This window comes from Ramlibacter sp. GS1-15 (assembly GCF_057785015.1).
Genome location: NZ_JBYNTU010000001.1, coordinates 943362 through 962438 on the forward strand (window position 1 = coordinate 943362; position 19077 = coordinate 962438).

The 19077-nt window shown below is 69.4% G+C and carries 20 protein-coding genes; 15 read left to right on the plus strand and 5 right to left on the minus strand.

Annotated features, from left to right (window positions below):
- Positions 1-22: 22 nt before the first annotated feature.
- Positions 23-955, plus strand: a complete 933-nt coding sequence (locus AC3EF3_RS04645; RefSeq protein ID WP_488530983.1) for an AEC family transporter — start codon at positions 23-25, stop codon at positions 953-955.
- 4 nt (positions 956-959) lie between these two features.
- On the opposite strand, the gene pdxH is transcribed toward AC3EF3_RS04645, so the two are convergent.
- A complete protein-coding gene (gene pdxH, locus AC3EF3_RS04650) occupies positions 960-1607 on the minus strand; it encodes a pyridoxamine 5'-phosphate oxidase (RefSeq protein WP_488530984.1) in 648 nt (215 codons plus the stop codon).
- 27 nt (positions 1608-1634) lie between these two features.
- Here pdxH and AC3EF3_RS04655 point away from each other — a divergent pair, with 27 nt between their 5' ends.
- From AC3EF3_RS04655 to AC3EF3_RS04670, 4 genes are all read left to right on the plus strand, one after another.
- Positions 1635-2177: a nucleotidyltransferase family protein gene (locus tag AC3EF3_RS04655; RefSeq protein ID WP_488530985.1), complete on the plus strand. Its 543-nt coding sequence runs from the start codon at positions 1635-1637 to the stop codon at positions 2175-2177.
- 97 nt (positions 2178-2274) lie between these two features.
- Entirely contained in the window at positions 2275-3381 is a 1107-nt protein-coding gene (locus tag AC3EF3_RS04660) for a sensor histidine kinase (RefSeq protein WP_488530986.1), read from the plus strand.
- Complete coding sequence (locus AC3EF3_RS04665; RefSeq protein ID WP_488530987.1) at positions 3378-4124, plus strand: LytR/AlgR family response regulator transcription factor; 747 nt, start codon at positions 3378-3380, stop codon at positions 4122-4124. Before AC3EF3_RS04660 ends, AC3EF3_RS04665 begins: the two co-directional genes overlap by 4 nt.
- Positions 4121-4837: a head GIN domain-containing protein gene (locus tag AC3EF3_RS04670; protein ID WP_488530988.1), complete on the plus strand. Its 717-nt coding sequence runs from the start codon at positions 4121-4123 to the stop codon at positions 4835-4837. Before AC3EF3_RS04665 ends, AC3EF3_RS04670 begins: the two co-directional genes overlap by 4 nt.
- Positions 4838-4839: 2 nt before the next feature.
- Here AC3EF3_RS04670 and AC3EF3_RS04675 read toward each other — a convergent pair whose 3' ends face one another.
- Positions 4840-5427, minus strand: a complete 588-nt coding sequence (locus tag AC3EF3_RS04675) for a gamma-glutamylcyclotransferase (RefSeq protein ID WP_488530989.1) — start codon at positions 5425-5427, stop codon at positions 4840-4842.
- Positions 5428-5479: 52 nt separating this feature from the next.
- On the opposite strand from AC3EF3_RS04675, the gene edd reads away from it, so the two are divergent.
- The 4 genes from edd to AC3EF3_RS04695 all read left to right on the plus strand — a co-directional run bounded on the left by edd (position 5480) and on the right by AC3EF3_RS04695 (position 9131).
- Positions 5480-7294: a phosphogluconate dehydratase gene (gene edd, locus AC3EF3_RS04680; RefSeq protein WP_488530990.1), complete on the plus strand. Its 1815-nt coding sequence runs from the start codon at positions 5480-5482 to the stop codon at positions 7292-7294.
- Positions 7285-7917 (plus strand): bifunctional 4-hydroxy-2-oxoglutarate aldolase/2-dehydro-3-deoxy-phosphogluconate aldolase, encoded by a 633-nt coding sequence (gene eda / locus AC3EF3_RS04685; protein WP_488530991.1) that lies wholly within the window; start codon positions 7285-7287, stop codon positions 7915-7917. The genes edd and eda overlap by 10 nt, the downstream gene beginning before the upstream one ends.
- 66 nt (positions 7918-7983) lie before the next feature.
- Positions 7984-8553: a hypothetical protein gene (locus tag AC3EF3_RS04690; protein ID WP_488530992.1), complete on the plus strand. Its 570-nt coding sequence runs from the start codon at positions 7984-7986 to the stop codon at positions 8551-8553.
- Complete coding sequence (locus AC3EF3_RS04695; RefSeq protein WP_488530993.1) at positions 8550-9131, plus strand: hypothetical protein; 582 nt, start codon at positions 8550-8552, stop codon at positions 9129-9131. The genes AC3EF3_RS04690 and AC3EF3_RS04695 overlap by 4 nt, the downstream gene beginning before the upstream one ends.
- Positions 9132-9150: 19 nt before the next feature.
- On the opposite strand, the gene gloA is transcribed toward AC3EF3_RS04695, so the two are convergent.
- Entirely contained in the window at positions 9151-9540 is a 390-nt protein-coding gene (gene gloA / locus AC3EF3_RS04700) for a lactoylglutathione lyase (protein ID WP_488530994.1), read from the minus strand.
- Between the two features lie 30 nt (positions 9541-9570).
- Here gloA and AC3EF3_RS04705 point away from each other — a divergent pair, with 30 nt between their 5' ends.
- From AC3EF3_RS04705 to AC3EF3_RS04725, 5 genes are all read left to right on the plus strand, one after another.
- A complete protein-coding gene (locus AC3EF3_RS04705; RefSeq protein WP_488530995.1) occupies positions 9571-10044 on the plus strand; it encodes a GNAT family N-acetyltransferase in 474 nt (157 codons plus the stop codon).
- Between the two features lie 115 nt (positions 10045-10159).
- A complete protein-coding gene (locus AC3EF3_RS04710; RefSeq protein ID WP_488530996.1) occupies positions 10160-11368 on the plus strand; it encodes an efflux RND transporter periplasmic adaptor subunit in 1209 nt (402 codons plus the stop codon).
- A 6-nt stretch (positions 11369-11374) separates the two neighbouring features.
- Positions 11375-14518: an efflux RND transporter permease subunit gene (locus tag AC3EF3_RS04715; RefSeq protein ID WP_488530997.1), complete on the plus strand. Its 3144-nt coding sequence runs from the start codon at positions 11375-11377 to the stop codon at positions 14516-14518.
- Entirely contained in the window at positions 14515-15894 is a 1380-nt protein-coding gene (locus AC3EF3_RS04720; protein ID WP_488530998.1) for an efflux transporter outer membrane subunit, read from the plus strand. The genes AC3EF3_RS04715 and AC3EF3_RS04720 overlap by 4 nt, the downstream gene beginning before the upstream one ends.
- A complete protein-coding gene (locus AC3EF3_RS04725) occupies positions 15891-17096 on the plus strand; it encodes an amidase (RefSeq protein WP_488530999.1) in 1206 nt (401 codons plus the stop codon). The genes AC3EF3_RS04720 and AC3EF3_RS04725 overlap by 4 nt, the downstream gene beginning before the upstream one ends.
- Here the strand turns inward: AC3EF3_RS04725 and AC3EF3_RS04730 are convergent.
- On the minus strand, positions 17089-17625 hold the full coding sequence (locus AC3EF3_RS04730; protein WP_488531000.1) for a PaaI family thioesterase: 537 nt from the start codon (positions 17623-17625) through the stop codon (positions 17089-17091). The genes AC3EF3_RS04725 and AC3EF3_RS04730 overlap by 8 nt on opposite strands.
- Positions 17626-17680: 55 nt before the next feature.
- Here AC3EF3_RS04730 and AC3EF3_RS04735 point away from each other — a divergent pair, with 55 nt between their 5' ends.
- On the plus strand, positions 17681-18127 hold the full coding sequence (locus AC3EF3_RS04735) for a MarR family winged helix-turn-helix transcriptional regulator (RefSeq protein WP_488531001.1): 447 nt from the start codon (positions 17681-17683) through the stop codon (positions 18125-18127).
- Between the two features lie 12 nt (positions 18128-18139).
- Here the strand turns inward: AC3EF3_RS04735 and AC3EF3_RS04740 are convergent, their stop codons facing one another.
- Positions 18140-19003 (minus strand): MurR/RpiR family transcriptional regulator, encoded by an 864-nt coding sequence (locus AC3EF3_RS04740; RefSeq protein ID WP_488531002.1) that lies wholly within the window; start codon positions 19001-19003, stop codon positions 18140-18142.
- Positions 19004-19077 lie beyond the last annotated feature (74 nt).

The window sequence follows — 19077 nt, forward strand, 5'->3', positions numbered from 1 at the left end:
AATGCTTGAGCACAATGCGGGCATGCAACTCGCCGTACTGGCCCCGCTGGGTCCTGTCATTGCGGTGTCGGCATTGGGCTTCGTCGCCGGGCGGCTCGGGTGGCTGGGACCCGCGCGCGTGCGCAAGCTGTCGAACGTCGTCTTCACCGTGCTCACGCCGGCACTGCTGTTTCGCACGATGAGCAAGGTGGACGTCGCGCACCTGGACTTCCGGCCGGTCGCGAGCTACTTCATCGCGGTCGCCGTCATCTTCGCCGGGACGCTTGCCTTGCGCGGCTTCAACCGGCGCGCCGCCGTGCTGGCCCTGGCCAACACCTACAGCAACAACGTGATGATCGGCATCCCGCTGGTCGGGCTGGCGTACGGCCAGCAGGGATTGGTGGCGCTGTTCACGCTGATCTCGGTGCATGCGGTGGTGCTGTTGACGACCGCGACCGTCGTGCTCGAACTCGCGGTGCTGCGCGAGGAGCACGCCCACGCGTCGCGTTCGATGGCCCGTACGGTGCTGCTCGCATTGCGCAACGGAATCGTCCATCCGGTGCCGCTGCCGATCATCGCGGGCCTGGTGTTCGCGGCTGCGGGGTTCACGCTGCCGCCCGTGGTGGACAAGCCGCTGCAGTGGCTGGGCACCGCCTTCGGCCCGCTCGCCCTGATCCTCGTCGGTGCCACGCTCGCGGCCACGCGCGTGCGTGGCGAATGGCGCGGTGCGCTCGGCCTCGCGGTCGCCAAGAATCTTCTACATCCCGCGCTCGTGGCCGTCTTCGCCGCGTGGATGGCGCTCGGCGCCGTGGAACGCGACGTGATGATCGTCGCCGCCGCCTTGCCGATCGGCGCGAACGTGTTCCTGTTCTCGCAGCGCTACCAGGTCGCGCAGGACACGGTCACCGCCGCCGTCGCGATCTCGACCTTGCTGGGGGTGCCGACCCTGGCGCTGGTGATGACGTTGCTCGCGTGATCGCTCAGGGTGCCAGCCGCTCCCGCAGCCACTGCCCGCCTTCGCGGCTGTACCGCAGCCGGTCGTGCAAGCGGCTGCGGCGTCCCTGCCAGAACTGCCATTCGTCCGGCACCAGGCGATAGCCGCCCCAGTGCGGCGGGCGCGGCGGGTTGAGCATGAACTGAGCGCTGAACCTGGCGGCGTTCGTCACCAGCACCGTGCGGCTGGCGATCACCTGGCTTTGCGGGCTGGCCCAGGCGCCGATGCGCGAGTCCAGCGGACGGCTGGCGAAGTACGCGTCGCTTTCTTCGGCCGAGGTCTTCTCCACGCGGCCTTCGATGCGCACCACGCGTTCCAGCTCCACCCAGTGGAACTGCAAGGCAGCGTAGGGGTTGCCCGCCAGTTCCTGGCCCTTGCGGCTGTCGTAGTTGGTGTACCAGACGATGCCGCGCTCGTCGTAACCCTTGATGAGCACCACACGCGTGCTTGGCCGCAGGTTGCTCGCCACGGTGGCCAGCGTCATCGCGTTCGGCTCGGGGATTTCGGCGGCGATCGCTTCGCCGAGCCACTGGTCGAATTGCTGCAGCGGATCGGCGTGCGAGGCGTCCTCGCTCAACTCGGCGCGCTCGTAACTCTTCCTCAGCTCCGCAAGCTTCGGGGAGATGTTGCTCATCGCCCGATTCTCGCATCACAATGCCGAATGACTTCGCCCGTCGTGCTCGTGCTGGCCTCCGGCCGCGGCGAGCGCTTCGCCGCCTCCGGCGGCACCGTGCCCAAGCTGCAGGCGCTGCTCGGGGGCCGGCCGGTGCTCGAATGGACGCTCGATGCCGTGAGGGCGAGCGGCCTGCGCTGGCACCTCGAGCAATCGCGGCATGCCGGCATGGGCGATTCGATCGCCGCGGCCGTGCGCGCCACCTCGGACGCCACGGGCTGGCTGGTCCTGCCGGGCGACCTGCCGCTGATCCTGCCCGACACCTTGCGCGCCGTCGCCGATGCGTTGGTGCATTTCGATGTCGTGGTGCCGCACTACCACGGCCAGCGCGGCCACCCCGTGGGTTTCGGCGAGGTGTGCGAGAGCGCGTTGCGGGAGCTGAGCGGTCCCAACGGGGCGCAATCGGTCGTGCGCACGCAGGCGACCGTCGGTGCGGTGCACGGCATGGACCTCGACGACATCGGCATCGTGACGGACATCGACACGCTCACCGACCTGCGCGAGGCGGAGCTGCTGCTGGCGGCGCGCTAGCGTCCTGTCCAGGGCCGCAGCGACGGTCCATCCCACCCAGCTGGCAGTTCGTCGCACCGGCGGGCCCTGCGGCTGGGCTGCGGGATAGTATTGCCGCATGACCCGGCCCCCCACGATGTCCCTGGCCCGCGACCGCCGCCTCTGGCTGGGGTACGCGCTGGCTTGCGTGCTGGCGTGGCTGATGCACATCCTGGCGGGCCTGGAGTCGCAGCGCGGCAGCTGGTCGGTGTGGCCGGCGCTGTACCAGGCCACCTGGGCGCTGTGGCCCGCGGCATTGCTGGGCGCGCTGGCGATTCCCTGGATGCAGTGGGTCGAGGACCGGCGCCTCGCCATGCCCTGGCACGTGGGCGCGCACGTCGTGGCCGCCTTGCTTTTCGGCCGCCTGTGGCAGGGGCTGGAGTTCGTGGCCGACGCGTGGTTCTTCGGCATGGAGCACGCCACGGCCACCTTGTTCCAGGGCCTGCTCACGCGCGAGATCGTCGGCGTGGTCGTCTATGCGGGACTGGCCGCGACGTTCACTGCGGTGCTCGCCTCGCGCAGGGCGAGGGCCGGCGCGATCGCCGCCGCGCAGGCCGAGGCCGCCCTCGCCCGCGCGGAGCTCGCGGCGATCAGCGGCAAGCTCAACCCGCACTTCCTCTTCAACACGCTGAATTCGGTGATCGCGTTGACGCGCAAGGACCCGCAGCGGGCCGAGGACGCCTTGCTGCAGTTCTCGGGCATGCTGCGCTACGTGCTCGCGACCCAGCGCGACACCGGCGATCGCGTGTCGCTGGCCGAGGAGCTGGAGTTCGTACGAAACTACCTCGCGCTGGAAGCGATCCGGCTCGGGCCGCGGCTGCGCGTGGACTGGTCGCTCGACCCGGCGACCCTGCGGGACGAAATCCCGCCGCTGTCGCTGCAGCCGCTGGTGGAAAACGCCATCGTGCATGGCGTCGCGCCGCGCGCCCAGGGCGGCACCGTGGCCATCGCCAGCGCGCGTGATGCCGAGGCCGGCGCGCTGCACCTGAGCGTGCACGATGACGGCGCCGGCTGCGACCCGCAACTGCTCGATGCGCAGCCCGCCGCCGGCCAGCGCCGCGGCATCGGCCTTGCCGCGCTGCGTCGCCGCTTCGCGCTGGACTTCGAGGGCCAGGCCCGCATGACCATCCACACGGCGCCGCAGCAGGGTTTCCGCGTGGACCTCTGGATTCCGCAGACCGCATGACAACGCCCATTCCCACCCTCATTGCCGAAGACGAGCCGCTGGCCGCCGAATCGCTGGCCGACTGGGTGCGCCAGTCGCGGCACCTTTCGCTGGTGGACGTGTGTGCCGACGGCGACACGGCGCTGGAACGCATCCGCGAACTGCAGCCCGCGCTGGTGCTGATCGACATCCATATGCCGGGCCGCACGGGGCTCGACGTGGTGCGTGCCATGCGCGACGAAGGCATCGCGTCGGCGGTGATCTTCACCACGGCCTACGACGAGCATGCGCTGGTCGCCTTCGAGCTGCACGCGATCGACTACCTGCTCAAGCCCTTCTCGCGCGATCGCTTCGACGAGGCGGTGGAGCATGCGCTGGCGCGCCGCGGCGAACCGCCGGCCTCGCTCGAGGCGCTCGACACGCGCACGCCGGCCGAGCCGCTCACGCGCATCCTGGTGCGCGACCGCGGCGCGATCGTGCCCCTGGCCGTGGATCGCATCGAGCATTTCCAGTCGGACCACAAGTACACCTCGGTCGCGAGCGGCGGCAAGAACTACCTGGTGCGCGTGCCCATCACCGGCTTCGAGCAGCGGCTGGACCCGCAGCGCTTCCTCAAGCTGCATCGCGGCTGCATCGTCAACCTCGAATTCGTGGACTCCATGACGCCGTCCGACACCTCGCAGCTGGTGGTGCGCATGCGCGGCGGCGAGCAGTTCACGGCCAGCCGCGAGGTGTCGCGCAGACTGCGGGAGCAATCGCTATGAAGCACCGTGTGCTCGCCATGTGGGCGCTGGCCGCGACCCTGCTGGTCGGCGCGCCGGCGTGGCCGCAGCAGCCCTCGCAGTCGTACACGCCCGGCGCCTTCGACCGGCTGGTGATCGCCGGCGTGGCGCACGTGGAACTCGCCCAGTCGGACAAGGACGTGGTCACCGTGGTCGGCGACGCGGACGTGCAGCGTGCGGTGAGCCTGCACGTGTCGCGCAGCGGCGAATTGCGCGTGAGCACCGAGGGCGAATGGAAGTTCTGGAACCGCGAGCCGATCCTGCTGCGCGTGCAGATGAAGCAGATCCACCTGCTGTCGATCTCAGGTGCGGGCGACGTCGTGGCGACGCGGCCGATCCGCACCGACGACCTGCGCGTGAGCATCTCCGGCCGGGGCGACGTGCGCCTGCCCAACCTCGCCGCCGACAGCCTGCGCTTCGACATTTCGGGCGCCGGCGAAGCGACGCTGGGAGGCGCCGTGGAGGACCTGACGCTGCGCGTCTCGGGCGCGGGCAGGGTCGATGCGGAAAAACTGCGCGCGCGCAACGCGTCGGTGCAGATCAGCGGGGCGGGCAACACCGAGCTGTGGGTGACCGATGACTTCAAGGTCGTGGTCGCGGGAGTGGGCACCGTGACCTACTGGGGCAATCCGAACATCCACCAGCAGAACGTGTCGAACTTCGGCTCCCTCGTCGCCCGCGGCGAGAAGAAGTAGGCCTAACCCTCGAGCAGCCGCAGCAGCTTCTCCAGTCCCCGGTCGCGGATGTTGTGGCGCCTGAGCTCCTCGAGCGTGCGGTGCGCGTAATCGTAGGTCGTGCCGTAGATGCCGGTCGCCTCGGTGAAGATGCGGCGGTATTCCTCGGGCGTCAGCACGCCGGTGTGGCTGGGACTCTTGCGCGACAGGGTGAACGCGAGGGCCTGCACCGGGCCTTGCGTCGTGTGGCAGGCCAGCCACTTCGGGTCGTAGATCGCCAGCTTCATCTCGCGTGCCCACAAGGCGGCGAGCACCTCGCGGCCGCTCGCCTTGGGGATGCGGAACACCATGCCGTGGCACGAGCCGCCCGACAGCAGGCCGAACACCAGGCCCGGCCTGTCGGGCGTGCCGCGGTTGATGCGGCTCCACATCTTCAGCGCGCGGTGCCAGCCGTGCACCTTGGCGGGCCGGCGCTCGGCGAAATCGAACTCGGGGCGCCAGATGAGCGAGCCGTAGCCGAAGACCCACAGGTCCTCGTGCCCGCCCCAATCGGTGAGGGTGCGCTCCAGCATGGCCGCCGGGTCGCGCAGGGGCTTGAGCACTTCGATCATGAGCGCAAATCGTAGCCCACCTCTGCGGTGCACGTCTTGCTAGGATGAAGCCATGAAACTTCACACCACGGTGGCCGCGGTGACCGAGCGCATCCGCCGGCGCAGCGCGCCCGAGCGCACCGCCTACCTGCGACTGATCGACGATGCGGCGGCCGGCGGCCGCGGCGACGACCGGATGGGGTGCGCCAACGTGGCCCATGCGTTCGCCGCGCTGCCGGACAACGACAAGTTCCGCGTGGTGGCCGAGCACGCGCCCAACATCGGCATCGTCACCGCGTACAACGACATGCTGTCGGCCCACGCGCCGTACGCGCGTTTCCCGGACATCATCAAGGCCGAAGCGCGCAAGCTCGGTGCGACGGCGCAGGTGGCGGGCGGCGTGCCGGCGATGTGCGACGGTGTGACGCAGGGCACGGCCGGCATGGAACTGAGCCTCTTCTCGCGCGACACCATCGCGCTGGGCACGGCCGTGGCACTGAGCCACGACGTGTTCGACGCCGCGCTGATGCTGGGCATCTGCGACAAGATCGTGCCGGGCCTCTTGATCGGGGCGTTGCACTTCGGCCACATCCCGACGGTGTTCGTGCCGGGTGGACCGATGCCCAGCGGCCTGTCGAACAGCGAGAAGGCCAGGGTGCGCGAGCAGGCGGCCCAGGGCCTGGTCGGCCGCAAGGAACTGCTCGAGGCCGAGGAGAAGGCCTATCACACGCAAGGGACCTGCACCTTCTATGGCACGGCCAACAGCAACCAGATGCTCCTGGAAGCGATGGGCCTGCACGTGCCGGGCGCGGCCTTCGTCAACCCGCAGGACGGCCTGCGCGACGAGCTGACGCGCGAGGCGGTGCGCACGGCGCTCGCCATCATCAAATCGCGCCGCTTCACGCCGATCGGGCGGATGGTGGACGAGCGCGCGATCGTCAACGCGATGCTGGCGCTGCTGGCCACGGGCGGATCGACCAATCACCTGATCCACTGGGTCGCCGTCGCGCGCTCGGCGGGCATCACGATCAACTGGGACGACTTCGAGCAGCTCTCGGCCGTGACGCCGCTGTTGGCGCGCGTCTACCCGAACGGCCAGGCCGACGTGAACCAGTTCCAGCAGGCGGGCGGGCCGGGCTTCGTGATCCGCGAGCTGCTCGATGCCGGCCTGATGCACGAGGACGTGCTGACGGTGCGCGAGGGCGGGATGCGCGAGTACACGCGCATTCCGGCGGGGGCGCCATCACTCCAGTGGCACGACATCGGCGCCTCGCGCGACGTCAATGTCGTCCGTCCCGCGACCGATCCGTTCAGCCCCACGGGCGGCCTGCGCCTGCTCACCGGCAACCTCGGGCGCAGCGTGATCAAGACCTCCGCGGTGCCCGACGATCGCCATGTGATTCAGGCGCCCGCGCGGGTGTTCGACTCGCAAGATGATCTGCAGAAGGCCTTCAAGGCGGGCGAGCTGGAGCGCGACATCGTGTGCGTCGTGCGCTGGCAGGGGCCCAAGGCCAACGGCATGCCCGAGTTGCACAAGCTCACGCCGCCGCTGGCCGTGCTGCAGGGCAAAGGGCATTGCGTGGCGCTCGTCACCGATGGCCGCATGAGCGGCGCGTCGGGCAAGGTGCCGGCGGCGATCCACGTCACGCCCGAAGCCGCCGACGGCGGGCCGCTCGCGAAATTGCGCGATGGCGACGTCGTGCGCCTCGATGCAAACCAGGGCACGCTCGAGGCGCTGGTGCCGGCGCCGGAGTGGGCCGCGCGCGAGGCCGCGCCCATGCCCGAAAACCTGAAACAATCGAACCGCCACGGCATCGGCCGTGAACTCTTCACCGCGTTCCGCCGCAACGCACTCACGGCCGAACAAGGAGCCTGCACATGGACATGAAACTCACGGCCCGGGACGTGATGCACGACGCGCCGGTCATCCCGGTGATCGTGCTCGCCGACGCTGGGCAAGCGGTGCCGCTGGCGCGCGCGCTGGTCGCCGGCGGCATCCGCATGCTGGAGGTGACCCTGCGGACGAAGGCGGCGCTCGCGTGCATCGAGGCGATCGCGCGCGAGGTGCCCGATGCGGTGGTCGGTGCCGGCACGGTGCGCAGCGCCGCCGATGCGGAGGCTGCCGCCAAGGCGGGTGCGAAGTTCTTCGTGAGCCCCGGCTACACGTCTTCGCTGGGCCGAGCCATCCGCGAGCTGGACTTGCCGTACCTGCCGGGCGTGGCGACCAGCAGCGAAATCATGGCCGCCCAGGACGACGGCTGGCACGCGCTGAAATTCTTTCCCGCCGTCCCCGCCGGCGGCGCCGCGATGCTCAAGGCCTGGCAAGGCCCGTTCGGCGACGTGCTGTTCTGCCCGACCGGCGGCGTCTCGCCGGCGAATGCCGCGGAGTTCCTCGCGCTGCCGAACGTCGCGTGCGTGGGAGGGTCCTGGATCACGCCGCAGGACGCGGTCGATGCGGGCGACTGGGCGCGGATCGAGAAGCTGGCCCGCGAGGCCAAGGGCCTGCGCTGACCTCTGCGAGCCGCGTTCGCGCGAAGTGCTAACCTGCGCGGCGCGAACATCGCAGAGGAGGATATCTTGAGATTCATCGCGACAGTGATCCTGGCACTCGCCGTGGCGGGCTGCGGCACGACCGGCACGCAGGTGACGGACTTCAGCGACCGCTCGCTCGGCTACGGTTGGCTGAACATCGAGGACGTGGCGGCCAACCGCCTGGACAGCATCCACATCTACCAGTTCCGCCCGCAGACCAGCGAGCCCTACTACCCGACGGCGATCAAGGAGTTCAAGGGCGGCTTTCTCTACTACACCATGGCGCTCCCGAACGGCGCGCACAAGCTGTACTCGGCGTCCGGGCAGCGCTGCCTGGGCTTTCTTTGCAGCAACGTCACCTATACCTACTCCTTCGGCAAGCAGGGCGACGAGGTGGGCGCGGTCGTCATCAAGGCGCCGGGCGTCTATCACGTCGGGTCGTACAAGCTCAAGGACGCGAAGACCGGCTTCTTCGAGCCGGGCAAGTTCGAGGTGCTGGCCGCCGCGGGCGCGCCGTCGCGGCGCGAGCTGCTCGAGGAAATCCTGAAGGACGCGAAGGACATGCCGGCGCCGATCGCGGAGCGGATCAGGCGCGAGCTGGCGCAGATGCGATGAGGGCCCTGCTGCTCCTGTGCTGCCTGGCGCTGCAGGCCTGCACGCTGCCGCACACCTTGCCCGCCGCCACCGGCCCGCGCGCCGGCGCGTCCGAAGTGGTGGTGATCGGGAAGGTCGTGCTCGATCCGCCGCTCGATCCGCGCTACGAGCAGAAGACGCACTGGAACGCCATCGGCGACGCGCACATGCTGGGCCATGTCCTGGTCGCGACGGCGGGCGAATTCAGACCGGTCGATACGTCGCGGCTCGACGGCTCCGATTTCTCGAGCGCCATCGAGGCGAAATGGGGCGAGCCGTTCCTGGTGAAGGCGACGCGCAGGCGGACTTTCGTCAACGGCGCAATGGTGCACCTGGACGTGATGACGGGGGATCGCCTGTGGTTTCCCGGCGGCTATTACTTCGACGTGCCGGACGGCGCGGCGGCCGTGTACATCGGGACGCTGCGTTATTCGCGCAACGAGTTCAACACCATCACGCGCATCGAGGTGGTCGACGAGCGCCAGGACATCGCGTCGGCGCTGAAGGGCGGCATCGCACCGTCCGACGTACGGATATCGCTGCTGAAAAGGCTGCGGTAGGCGCTCGAGGCCGGCAGGGCTATTCGCCCTGTCGCTCGATCAACTCGATCTTGTAGCCGTCCGGGTCCGTCACGAACGCGATCACGGTCGTCCCGCCCTTCACGGGCCCGGGCTCGCGGGTGACGTTGCCGCCGTTCTTGCGGATGGTGTCGCATGCGCCATACACATCGGGCACGCCCAGGGCGAGGTGGCCGAAGGCGGTGCCGACCTCGTATTTGTCGACACCATAGTTGTACGTGAGCTCGATCTCGGCGTGCTCCGGGTTCGTGCCGTAGCCGACGAATGCGAGCGTGTACTTCTGGTCGGGGCGGTCGGTGGTGCGCAGCAGTTTCATGCCGAGCACCCGTGTATAGAAGTCGATCGACCGTTGCAGGTCGCCGACACGCAGCATGGTGTGCAGGAGTCGCATGAAAAACATTATGCGGCTATGCTGTTTCCCATGCTGTCGGTCCCGACGATTCGCCTGGCCACCTTGCGTGACGCCCGCGCCATCGCCGAGATGTCGCGCGCGGAGATCGAGCAGGGCCTCGCATGGAGCTGGACGCCGGAGCGGGTGCGCCGCGCGATCCGCGACAAGTCCACCAACGTGGCCGTCGCGCACGAGGGCGAGCTGCTGGCCGGCTTCGGCATCATGCAGTACGGCGACGAGAAGGCACACCTGTCGCTGCTGGCCGTCAGCCCGGCGCGGCGCGAGCACGGGGTCGGCGCGCATCTGCTCGAGTGGCTCGAGAAATGCGCATGGACGGCCGGCTGCGCGCGCATCGAGCTGGAGGCCCGGGCCGACAACCCGGTGGCGCTCGCGTTCTATGGTTTGCACGGCTACCAGCGCTTCGCCACGGTGCAAGGCTATTACCAGGGACGCATAGCGGCGTTCCGGCTCGCGAAGGCGCTGGATACGGGACTGCCGAGCTAATTCTGCTGTCAGTATTGCTGTCAGCAGAAGCTTGTCGATTCTCTATACTGCCCGGGCCGCGGCCACCCCGCAGCGCCTGCGCCATTCCGGCTTATCCCAACAAGAATCAGCATCCATGGCCCACTTGCGCTCGTCCCGTTCGTCGTTCGCGTCGATTGCCGTGCTTGCCGCTGCCGTTCTCGCCGGTTGCGGTCAGGGCAGCGCCCAGCCCGCCGGCGGCATGCCACCGCCCGAAGTCGCGGTTGTCACGGTGCGACCCGGTGAAGTCGGCCTGATCACCGAACTGCCCGGACGCACCGAGGCGTCGCGTGTCGCGCAGGTACGCGCGCGGGCGGCGGGCATCGTGCTCAAGCGGCTGTTCCGCGAAGGCAGCGACGTGCGTGCGGGCCAGGCGCTGTTCCAGATCGATTCGGCGCCGCTGCAGGCGCAGGCCGCGAGCGCGCAGGCCTCACTGGCGCAGGCGCAGGCCAACTACGGCCAGGCCGCCGCGCTCGCGCAGCGCTACAAGCCGCTGGTCGAGGCCAACGCGATCAGCAAGCAGGACTATGCGAATGCGGTCGCGGCGGAGAAGGCCGCCGACGCGCAGGTCGCCGCCGCGAAGGCCGCCGTGCGCACCGCGCAGATCAACCTGGGCTACGCCACGGTCACGGCGCCGATCAGCGGCCGCATCGGCCGCGCGCTGGTCACCGAGGGCGCGCTGGTCGGGCAGGGCGAAGCCACACAGCTCGCGACGATCCAGCAGATCAACCCGATGTACGTGAACTTCACGCAGTCGTCGACGGAGGTGATCCAGCTGCGCCGCTCGCTGGCCGAGGGGAAACTCAAGCGCGCGCCGGGGCAGGAGAGCGCGCAGGTCAAGCTGGTGCTGGAGGACGGCACCGACTACCCGCAGCCGGGCCGCCTGCTCTTCTCCGATCTCACCGTCGATCCGACCAGCGGCCAGGTGACCTTGCGCGCCGAAGTGCCCAACGCCAACGGCTTGCTGCTGCCCGGCATGTACGTGCGCGTGCGCCTCGAACAGGCGAAGGTCGGCAACGCGGTGCTGCTGCCGCAGCAGGCCGTGACGCGCTCGGGCCAGGGCGACACCGTGATGGTCGTCGACAAGGAAGGCAAGGTGAGCCCGCGCCCCGTGAAGGTGGGCAGCCAGCAGGCCGGCAACTGGGTGATCCTGGGCGGCCTGAACCCGGGCGAGCAGGTGATCGTCGAAGGCTTCCAGAAGATCCGCCCGGGCGCGCCGGTGAAGCCCGTGGCATGGACGCCGCCGGGCGCAGCACCCGCTGCTTCGGCGCCGGCCTCCGCTTCCGCTTCCGCCGCGAAGAAGTAAGCGACCATGGCGAAGTTCTTCATCGACCGTCCGGTCTTCGCGTGGGTGATCGCGCTGTTCGTGCTCGTGCTGGGCAGCGTGGCGATCACCAGGCTGCCGGTCGCGCAATACCCCACCGTCGCGCCGCCGACCATCCAGGTGTCGGCCGTCTACCCCGGCGCCTCGGCGCAGACGCTCGAGGAGACGGTGCTCTCCATCATCGAGCAGGAGATGAACGGCTCGCCGGGCCTGATCTACATGGAGTCGGTGGCGCAGGCCAACGGCACCGGCTCGATCACGCTGTCGTTCGAATCGGGCACGAACCCCGATCTCGCGCAGGTCGACGTGCAGAACCGCCTGTCGCGCGCGGCGCCGCGCCTGCCCGCGGCGGTGACGCAGCAGGGCGTTCGCGTCGACAAGTCGCGCTCGAACTTCCTGCTGTTCACCATCCTCTCGTCCGACGATCCCGCGTGGGACCCGGTTGCGCTGGGCGACTACGCGTCGCGCAACATCCTGCCCGAGATCCAGCGCATCCCGGGCGTGGGCCAGGCGCAGCTCTTCGGCACGGAGCGCGCGATGCGCATCTGGGTCGACCCGACCAAGCTGGTGGCCTTCAACCTGTCGATGGCCGAAGTGAACGCGGCCATCCGTGCGCAGAACGCGCAGGTGTCTGCCGGCACCATGGGCGACCTGCCCAACATCCCCGGGCAGAGCATCTCGGCGACGGTGGTCGTCAACGGCCAGCTCACGTCGCCCGAACAGTTCAGCAACCTCGTGCTGCGCGCGAACACCGACGGCTCCACGGTGCGGCTGCGCGACGTCGCGCGCATCGAGCTCGGCGGGCAGGGCTACGCCGTGTCCGCGCGCATCGACGGCAAGCCTGCCACCGGCATCGGCGTGCAGCTGTCGCCCACGGGCAATGCGCTCGCCACGGCGCAGGCCGTGCGCGCGCGGATGGAGGAGCTCTCGAAGTTCTTTCCCGCCGGCATGAAGTGGGAGATCCCGTACAACAGCTCGCGTTTCGTGGACATCTCGATCCGACAGGTGGTCGAGACCCTGCTCGAGGCGATGGTGCTGGTGTTCCTGGTGATGTACCTGTTCCTGCAGAACTGGCGCTACACGGTGATCCCCGCGATCGTCGTGCCGGTGGCCCTGCTGGGCAGCTTCGCGTCGCTGCTCGCGCTGGGTTTCTCGATCAACGTGCTCACCATGTTCGGCATGATCCTGGTGATCGGCATCGTGGTGGACGACGCCATCGTGGTGGTCGAGAACGTCGAGCGCATCATGAGCGAGGAAGGCCTGCCGCCGCGCGAGGCGACGGTGAAGGCGATGGGCCAGATCCAGGGCGCCATCGTCGGCATCACGCTGGTGCTGATCTCGGTGTTCGTGCCGCTCGCCTTCTTCAGCGGCTCGGTCGGCAACATCTACAAGCAGTTCTCCGCGGTGATGGTGTCGTCCATCGCCGTGTCGGCCTTCATGGCGCTGTCGCTGTCGCCGGCGCTGTGCGCGACGCTGCTCAAGCAGGTCGAGGCGGGCCACCACATCGAGAAGGGCGGCTTCTGGGGCGGCTTCAACCGCGGCTTCAAGCGCACCGCCAAGGGCTACGAAGGCTTCGTCGCGAAGATCCTGCGGCACGTCGCGCGGGCCCTGGCGGTGTACGCCGCGGTGATCGTGGCCGTGGGCTTCTTCTTCTGGAAGCTGCCGGGCTCGTTCCTGCCGACCGAGGACCAGGGCTACATCATCGTCAACGTGCAGCTGCCGCCGGGCGCGACCATCGAGCGCACCAGCCGCGCGATCGCCGCCGTCGAGAACTTCATGCTCAAGCAACCCGAGGTGCAGCACACGGTAGGCGTGCTGGGCTTCTCCTTCTCGGGGCAGGGGCAGAACGCGGGGCTGGTCTTCGTGCCGCTCAAGCCCTGGGACGAGCGCAAGGGCGACGAGCACACGGCGCAGGCCGTGGCCGGCCGCGCGTTCGGCGCGCTGATGGGCGTGAAGGACGCGTTCATCTTCGCGCTGAGCCCGCCGCCGATCCCGGAGCTTGGCTCCTCCAGCGGCTTCAACTTCCGCCTGGAAGACCGCGGCGGCCTCGGTCACGAGGCGCTGGTGAACGGCCGCAACCAGCTGCTGGGCATGGCGTCGCAAAGCAAGGTGATCACGGGCGTGCGCCCCGACGGCCTGGAAGACGCACCGCAGCTGCAGATCGACATCGATCGCGACAAGGCCAATGCGCTGGGCGTGACCTTCGACGCGATCAACTCGACGATCTCCACGGCGTTCGGCTCGTCCTACGTGAACGATTTCCCGAACAAGGGCCGCCTGCAGCGCGTGATCGTGCAGGCCGATGCACCGGCGCGCATGCAGCCGGACGACATCCTGAAGCTCACGACCAACAACAGCAAGGGCCAGGCGGTGCCGCTGGGCGCCTTCGCGGCTACGCACTGGATCAACGGCCCGATGCAGACGGTGCGCTACAACGGCTATCCGGCCGTGCGCCTGGCGGGCGACGCCGCGCCGGGCCGCAGCACCGGCGAAGCGATGGACGAAATGGAGCGGCTCGCGGCGCAGCTGCCGCAAGGCTTCGCGTACGAATGGACCGGCATCTCGCGCGAGGAGAAGCTGTCGGGCTCCACCGCGACGATCCTGCTCGGGTTCTCGCTGCTGGCGGTGTTCCTGTGCCTGGCGGCGCTGTATGAAAGCTGGTCGATCCCGATCTCGGTGATCCTGGTCGTGCCGCTGGGCGTGATCGGCGCGCTGCTGGGCATCTGGCTGCGCGGCTTCCCGAACGACGTGTACTTCAAGGTGGCGCTGGTGACCATCATCGGCCTGTCGGCGAAGAACGCGGTGCTGATCATCGAGTACGCGAAGGACCTGCACGCGCAGGGCAAGAGCCTCGACGACGCGGTGATCGAGGCGGCGCACCTGCGCTTCCGCCCGATCATCATGACCTCGATGGCCTTCATCTTCGGCGTGCTGCCGCTGGCCATTGCCTCGGGCGCGGGCTCCGCGAGCCAGCGCGAGATCGGCACCGGCGTGATGGGGGGCATGCTCACGGCCACGTCGCTGCTGGTGCTGTTCGTGCCCGTCTTCTTCGTCGTGGTGCGCAAGATCTTCAAGGGCAGCGAGCGGCAGCGGCGCATGTACGCGCATCACCTCGAGGGAGGTGCGGAATGAAGAAGGCCGTCATCGCCCTCGCGGCCGGGGCGCTCGTCGGCGGCTGCTCGCTGATCCCGAAGTACGAGCGGCCCGCGGCGCCGGTCGCCGATTCGTTCCCGTATCCGGCCGCGGCGTCGGGCACGCCGGCCGCGCAGCTCGGCTGGCAGGACTTCTTCACCGACGAGACGCTCAAGGGCCTCGTTCGCACCGCGCTCGCGAACAACCGCGACCTGCGCGTCGCGATGCTCAACGTGGAGCTGGCGCGTTCGCAGGTGGACGTCGCGCGTGCCAGCCTGTTCCCGGCCCTGAGCGCGGGGCTGAACTACACGCACCAGTCCACCGCCACCAGCTCGACGACGCCGGCCAGCCTGTACACGGCGGGCCTGGCCGTCTCGGCCTGGGAGATCGACCTGTTCGGCCGCATCCGCAGCCAGAGCGAGGCGGCGTTCGCGCAGTACCTCGGCAGCGAAGAGGGCCGCAAGACGGCGCAGATGACGCTCGTCGCGTCCGTCGCCAACACGTGGCTTGCGCTGGTCGCCGATGACGAGCTGCTCGCGATCACGCAGGAGACACTCAAGACGCGCGAGGAGTCGCTGCGCCTGACGCGCCTGCGCTTCGAGAACGGGGTCGCGTCCGAAATCGATTCGCGGCAGGCCGAGACGCTGTACGAGACGGCGCGCGCCACGAACGCCGCGCTGCGCCGCCAGCGCGCGGTGGACCTCGATGCGCTCACGCTGCTGCTCGGCCAGCCGGTGCCGGCCGACTTCCGCACGCCCGCGGGCACCGCGGCGATCGGCTTCCCCGACCTGCCGGCGGGCTTGCCGTCGGACGTGCTCACCGCGCGGCCCGACGTGCGGCAGGCCGAGCAGCAGCTCATCGCGGCGAACGCTAACATCGGCGCGGCGCGGGCGGCGTTCTTCCCGCGCATTTCGCTCACGGCGCAGGCGGGCAGCGCGAGCACGGCGCTGTCGGGCCTGTTCAAGAGCGGCACCTTCGTCTGGTCCGTCGCCCCGTCAGTGGCGCTGACCGTTTTCGATGCCGGCCGCAACAGCGCCAACCTGCGTTCGGCCAACGTGTCGCGCGACATCGCCGTCGCGCAGTACGAAAAGGCGATCCAGAGCGCGTTCAGGGAAGTGGCCGACGCGCTCGCCGGCCGCGCCAATTTCGGCGAGCAGGTGGATGCGCAAAGCCGCGCCATCGCAGCCGACAGCGCGCGCCTGAAGCTCGCGCAGCTGCGCTACGACAACGGCGTCGCGAGCTATCTCGACCTGCTCGACGCGCAGCGCACGCTGTTCGCCGACCAGCAGGTGCTGGTGCAGGCACGCCTGGCCCAGCTGCAGAACCAGGTGCAGCTTTACAAGGCGCTCGGCGGGGGGTGGAATCCCGTTCCATGAACGATCCGGCCGCCATCGTGCAAGCGCTTGCGCGCATCCGCGCGGCCAACGGCAGCCTGAAAGCGTTCGCGGCGATCCGGGACGATGCCTCGGCCACGCAGCTCGCGCAGACCTTGCACGGGCCGCTGGCCTGCCGACTCGTCGCGATCAAGGACATCTTCGACACGCCCGATTTCCCGACGGCGTACGGTTCGCCGATCTACTCGGGGCACCAGCCTTCGACCGAGGCGGCGATGGTCGCCATCGTGCGCGAGGCGGGCGGACTCGTCGCGGGCAAGTCGGTGACCACGGAGTTCGCCTACCTGCAGCCTTCGCCGACCGTCAATCCGGTCGCGACCGGTCGCACGCCCGGCGGATCGTCCTCGGGGTCGGCGGCCGCCGTCGCTGCGGGGCTGGTGCCGCTGGCGATCGGCTCGCAGACGGGCGGGTCGACCATCCGTCCGGCCTCGTACTGCGGCATCGCCGGCTTCAAGCCGAGCTTCGGGGTGCTGCCGACGGCGGGCATGAAGTGCTTTTCGTGGTCGCTCGACACGGTGGGCTTGTTCGCGCGCACGGTGGCCGAGGTCGGCGAGTTCGCGCGTGCGGTGAGCGGCGGCCGTATCGTGCCGGGGCCGGGGCCCGCTCCGCGCAATGTGCGCATCGGCGTGCCGCGGGCGTACGCGTGGGGCGAGGTCACGGCCAGTGCGGCCAAGGCACTCGCGCTTGCGCAGCAACGCCTGCGCGAAGCGGGCGCGACCGTGGTCGAGTGCGACCTGCCGTACTGGGCCGAGGCGTGCTTCCATGCGCACGACGCGGTGCAAGGCTGGGAAGCGGCACGCGCGCTGGCGGCGGAGATGGAGTGGCACCGGGAACAGCTGTCGCCGCTGCTGCGCGACTACCTGCGCGAAGCCCGCAACGTCAGCGACGAGGTCTATGCGCAGGCGCAGGCCACGGCCAGGCGCGCTCGCGTGGCCGCGGCCGCCTGGCTCGCCGAAGTGGACGTGCTGCTCACGCCGAGCGCGCCCGACGAGCCGCCGGAAGGTGACGCGACCACCGGTGTATCGACCTTCAACCGCGCCTGGACGCTGCTCGGGACGCCTTGCGTCAACGTGCCCGGCGCCACCGGCGTGAACGGCTGGCCGATGGGCCTGCAGATCGTCGCCGCGCCGAACGAGGACAGCCTGTGCCTCGCGGTGGGCGCGATGCTGGAATCCCTTATTTGAGTTCGAACACCAGGCACGTCGTCGTGCCATGCGCGTACAAGGTGCCGTCGGGCCCGTACAGGCGCGCTTCGGCCGTGGCGAGCTGGCGGCCGCAATGGATCACCTTGCCTTCGGCGCGCACGCGCGGGGCCTTGGAGCCGATCGCCTTCACGAGATTGATGCCGAGTTCCGCCGTCGTGTAGCCGCGGCCGGGCGGCATCATGGTGTGGACGGCGCAACCGAGGGCGGAGTCGAGCAAGGTGGCGTACCAGCCGCCGTGCACGGTGCCCATCGGGTTCAGATGCGCGGGGCCGGGCGTCCCCTGGAACAGCGCGCGGCCTTCATCGACTTCCAGCAGCTGGAAATCCAGCGTCTTCGCGATCGGCGGGTAGGGCAGTTCGCCGCGCAGCATCGCCTGCATCAGCGCCAGTCCGCTCTTGCCGGCCACCTGGTCCGGCCGGGCCACGCCCGGGCCCACGCCCGCTTCCAGCCGGGCCCGCACCTCGGCCTCCTGCGCCAGCCACCGCTCCAGCTCGCTCACCTGCGTCATCGCCCGTCCTTTCCGAATACTTGCATATGCAACGGTTTCGGCTACAGTAACAGCCATGGACATGTCCGTCAAGCCGCAGGGTTGCACCAACCTCAAGCTGCGCCAGCTGATGCGCCGCGTGGCCGTGCATTACGACGCGGAGGTCGGGCAGGTCGGCTTGAAGGGCACGCAGTACTCGCTGCTGTCGTACGTCGTGAAACTGGGGCCGATCCGGCCGGGCGACCTGGCTGCCGAGATGCGGGTGAGCCCTTCCACGCTCACGCGCAACCTGCGCCCGCTGGTCGATGCCGGCCTGCTCGAGATTTCGCCGGGCTCCGATGCCCGCAGCCGCCTCGTGAGTGTCACGGCTGCGGGACGCGAGAAGCGCCAGGAGGCGCAGCGCCGCTGGCGCGTGGCACAGGAGGGCATCAACCAGATGCTCGGCCCGCGCCGCGTCGTGCAGCTGCACGCGCTGCTCGACGAATGCCTGGACCTGCTGGGGCCGGGCGGCGAGGACGACTGAGGCCCACGCCTCTCATCGGCGCTTGGGCGGCTGCAGGTAGGCCCCGGACTTGAACAGCTGCATCTCCGCCTTCGCGAGGCGCTCGACGACGGCTTCGCCGGCCGAGCTGAGCAGCGCTTCGAGCAGCGCCTCGCTCAAGGCCAGCGCCGACGCCACCGAAGGAAAGAACGACGGGCTGTGCGTCGCGAACAGGATCGTCTCGTCGGCGATGAGCGACAGCGGCGATACCGTGCTGTCGGTGAAGGCGATCAGCTTCGCCCCCGCGTCCTTGGCGGCCTTCGCGCAGGTGAGCGCCTCGCGCGAGTAGGGCGCGAAGCTCACGACCAGGACGGCGTCGTGCGGCCGGATGGCGCGCACCTGCATCTCGAGCGAGCCACCGAGCCCGTCCAGCAGCGAGACGGTATCGCGGAAGAGCCGGTACAGGTAGACGAACGAATAAGCCACCGGAAAGCACGCGCGAAAGCCCGCCACATGCACGTGCTGGGCCTTGGCGACGAGGGTCGCGACTTTCTGCAGCGATTCGCCGGCCGCCCGCTCGGTGGCTTCGAGGTTCGAGCGCTGGGCCGCGAACAACTCGGCGGACAGGTGCTTGTCCTTGCCTCGCTTCACCAGGTTCTGGGCCCGCTGGCCGTAATGGTGGCCGGCGTCGAGCCCCATCTCCTTGACGAGATCGGCTTTCAGCGCGGGCCAGCCTTCGTAGCCGAGGAACTGGGCGAAGCGCACCAGGTTCGAGGGAGCGATCCCGGTGAGGGCCGACACCGACCGCATCGAGCCGGTGACGACGTCGGCCGGGCGGTCCAGCACGAAACGTCCGGCGTCCCGGAACGCCGGGCTGAATTCGTCGAAGCGCTGGCGAATGGTCTCGCGAAGGGACATAGGGGCAATGTACCGTCAATGCCGGGCTGCGCTTGCGCCGCGTACAGCCGAATGGTACATTTGTTCCGTAAATG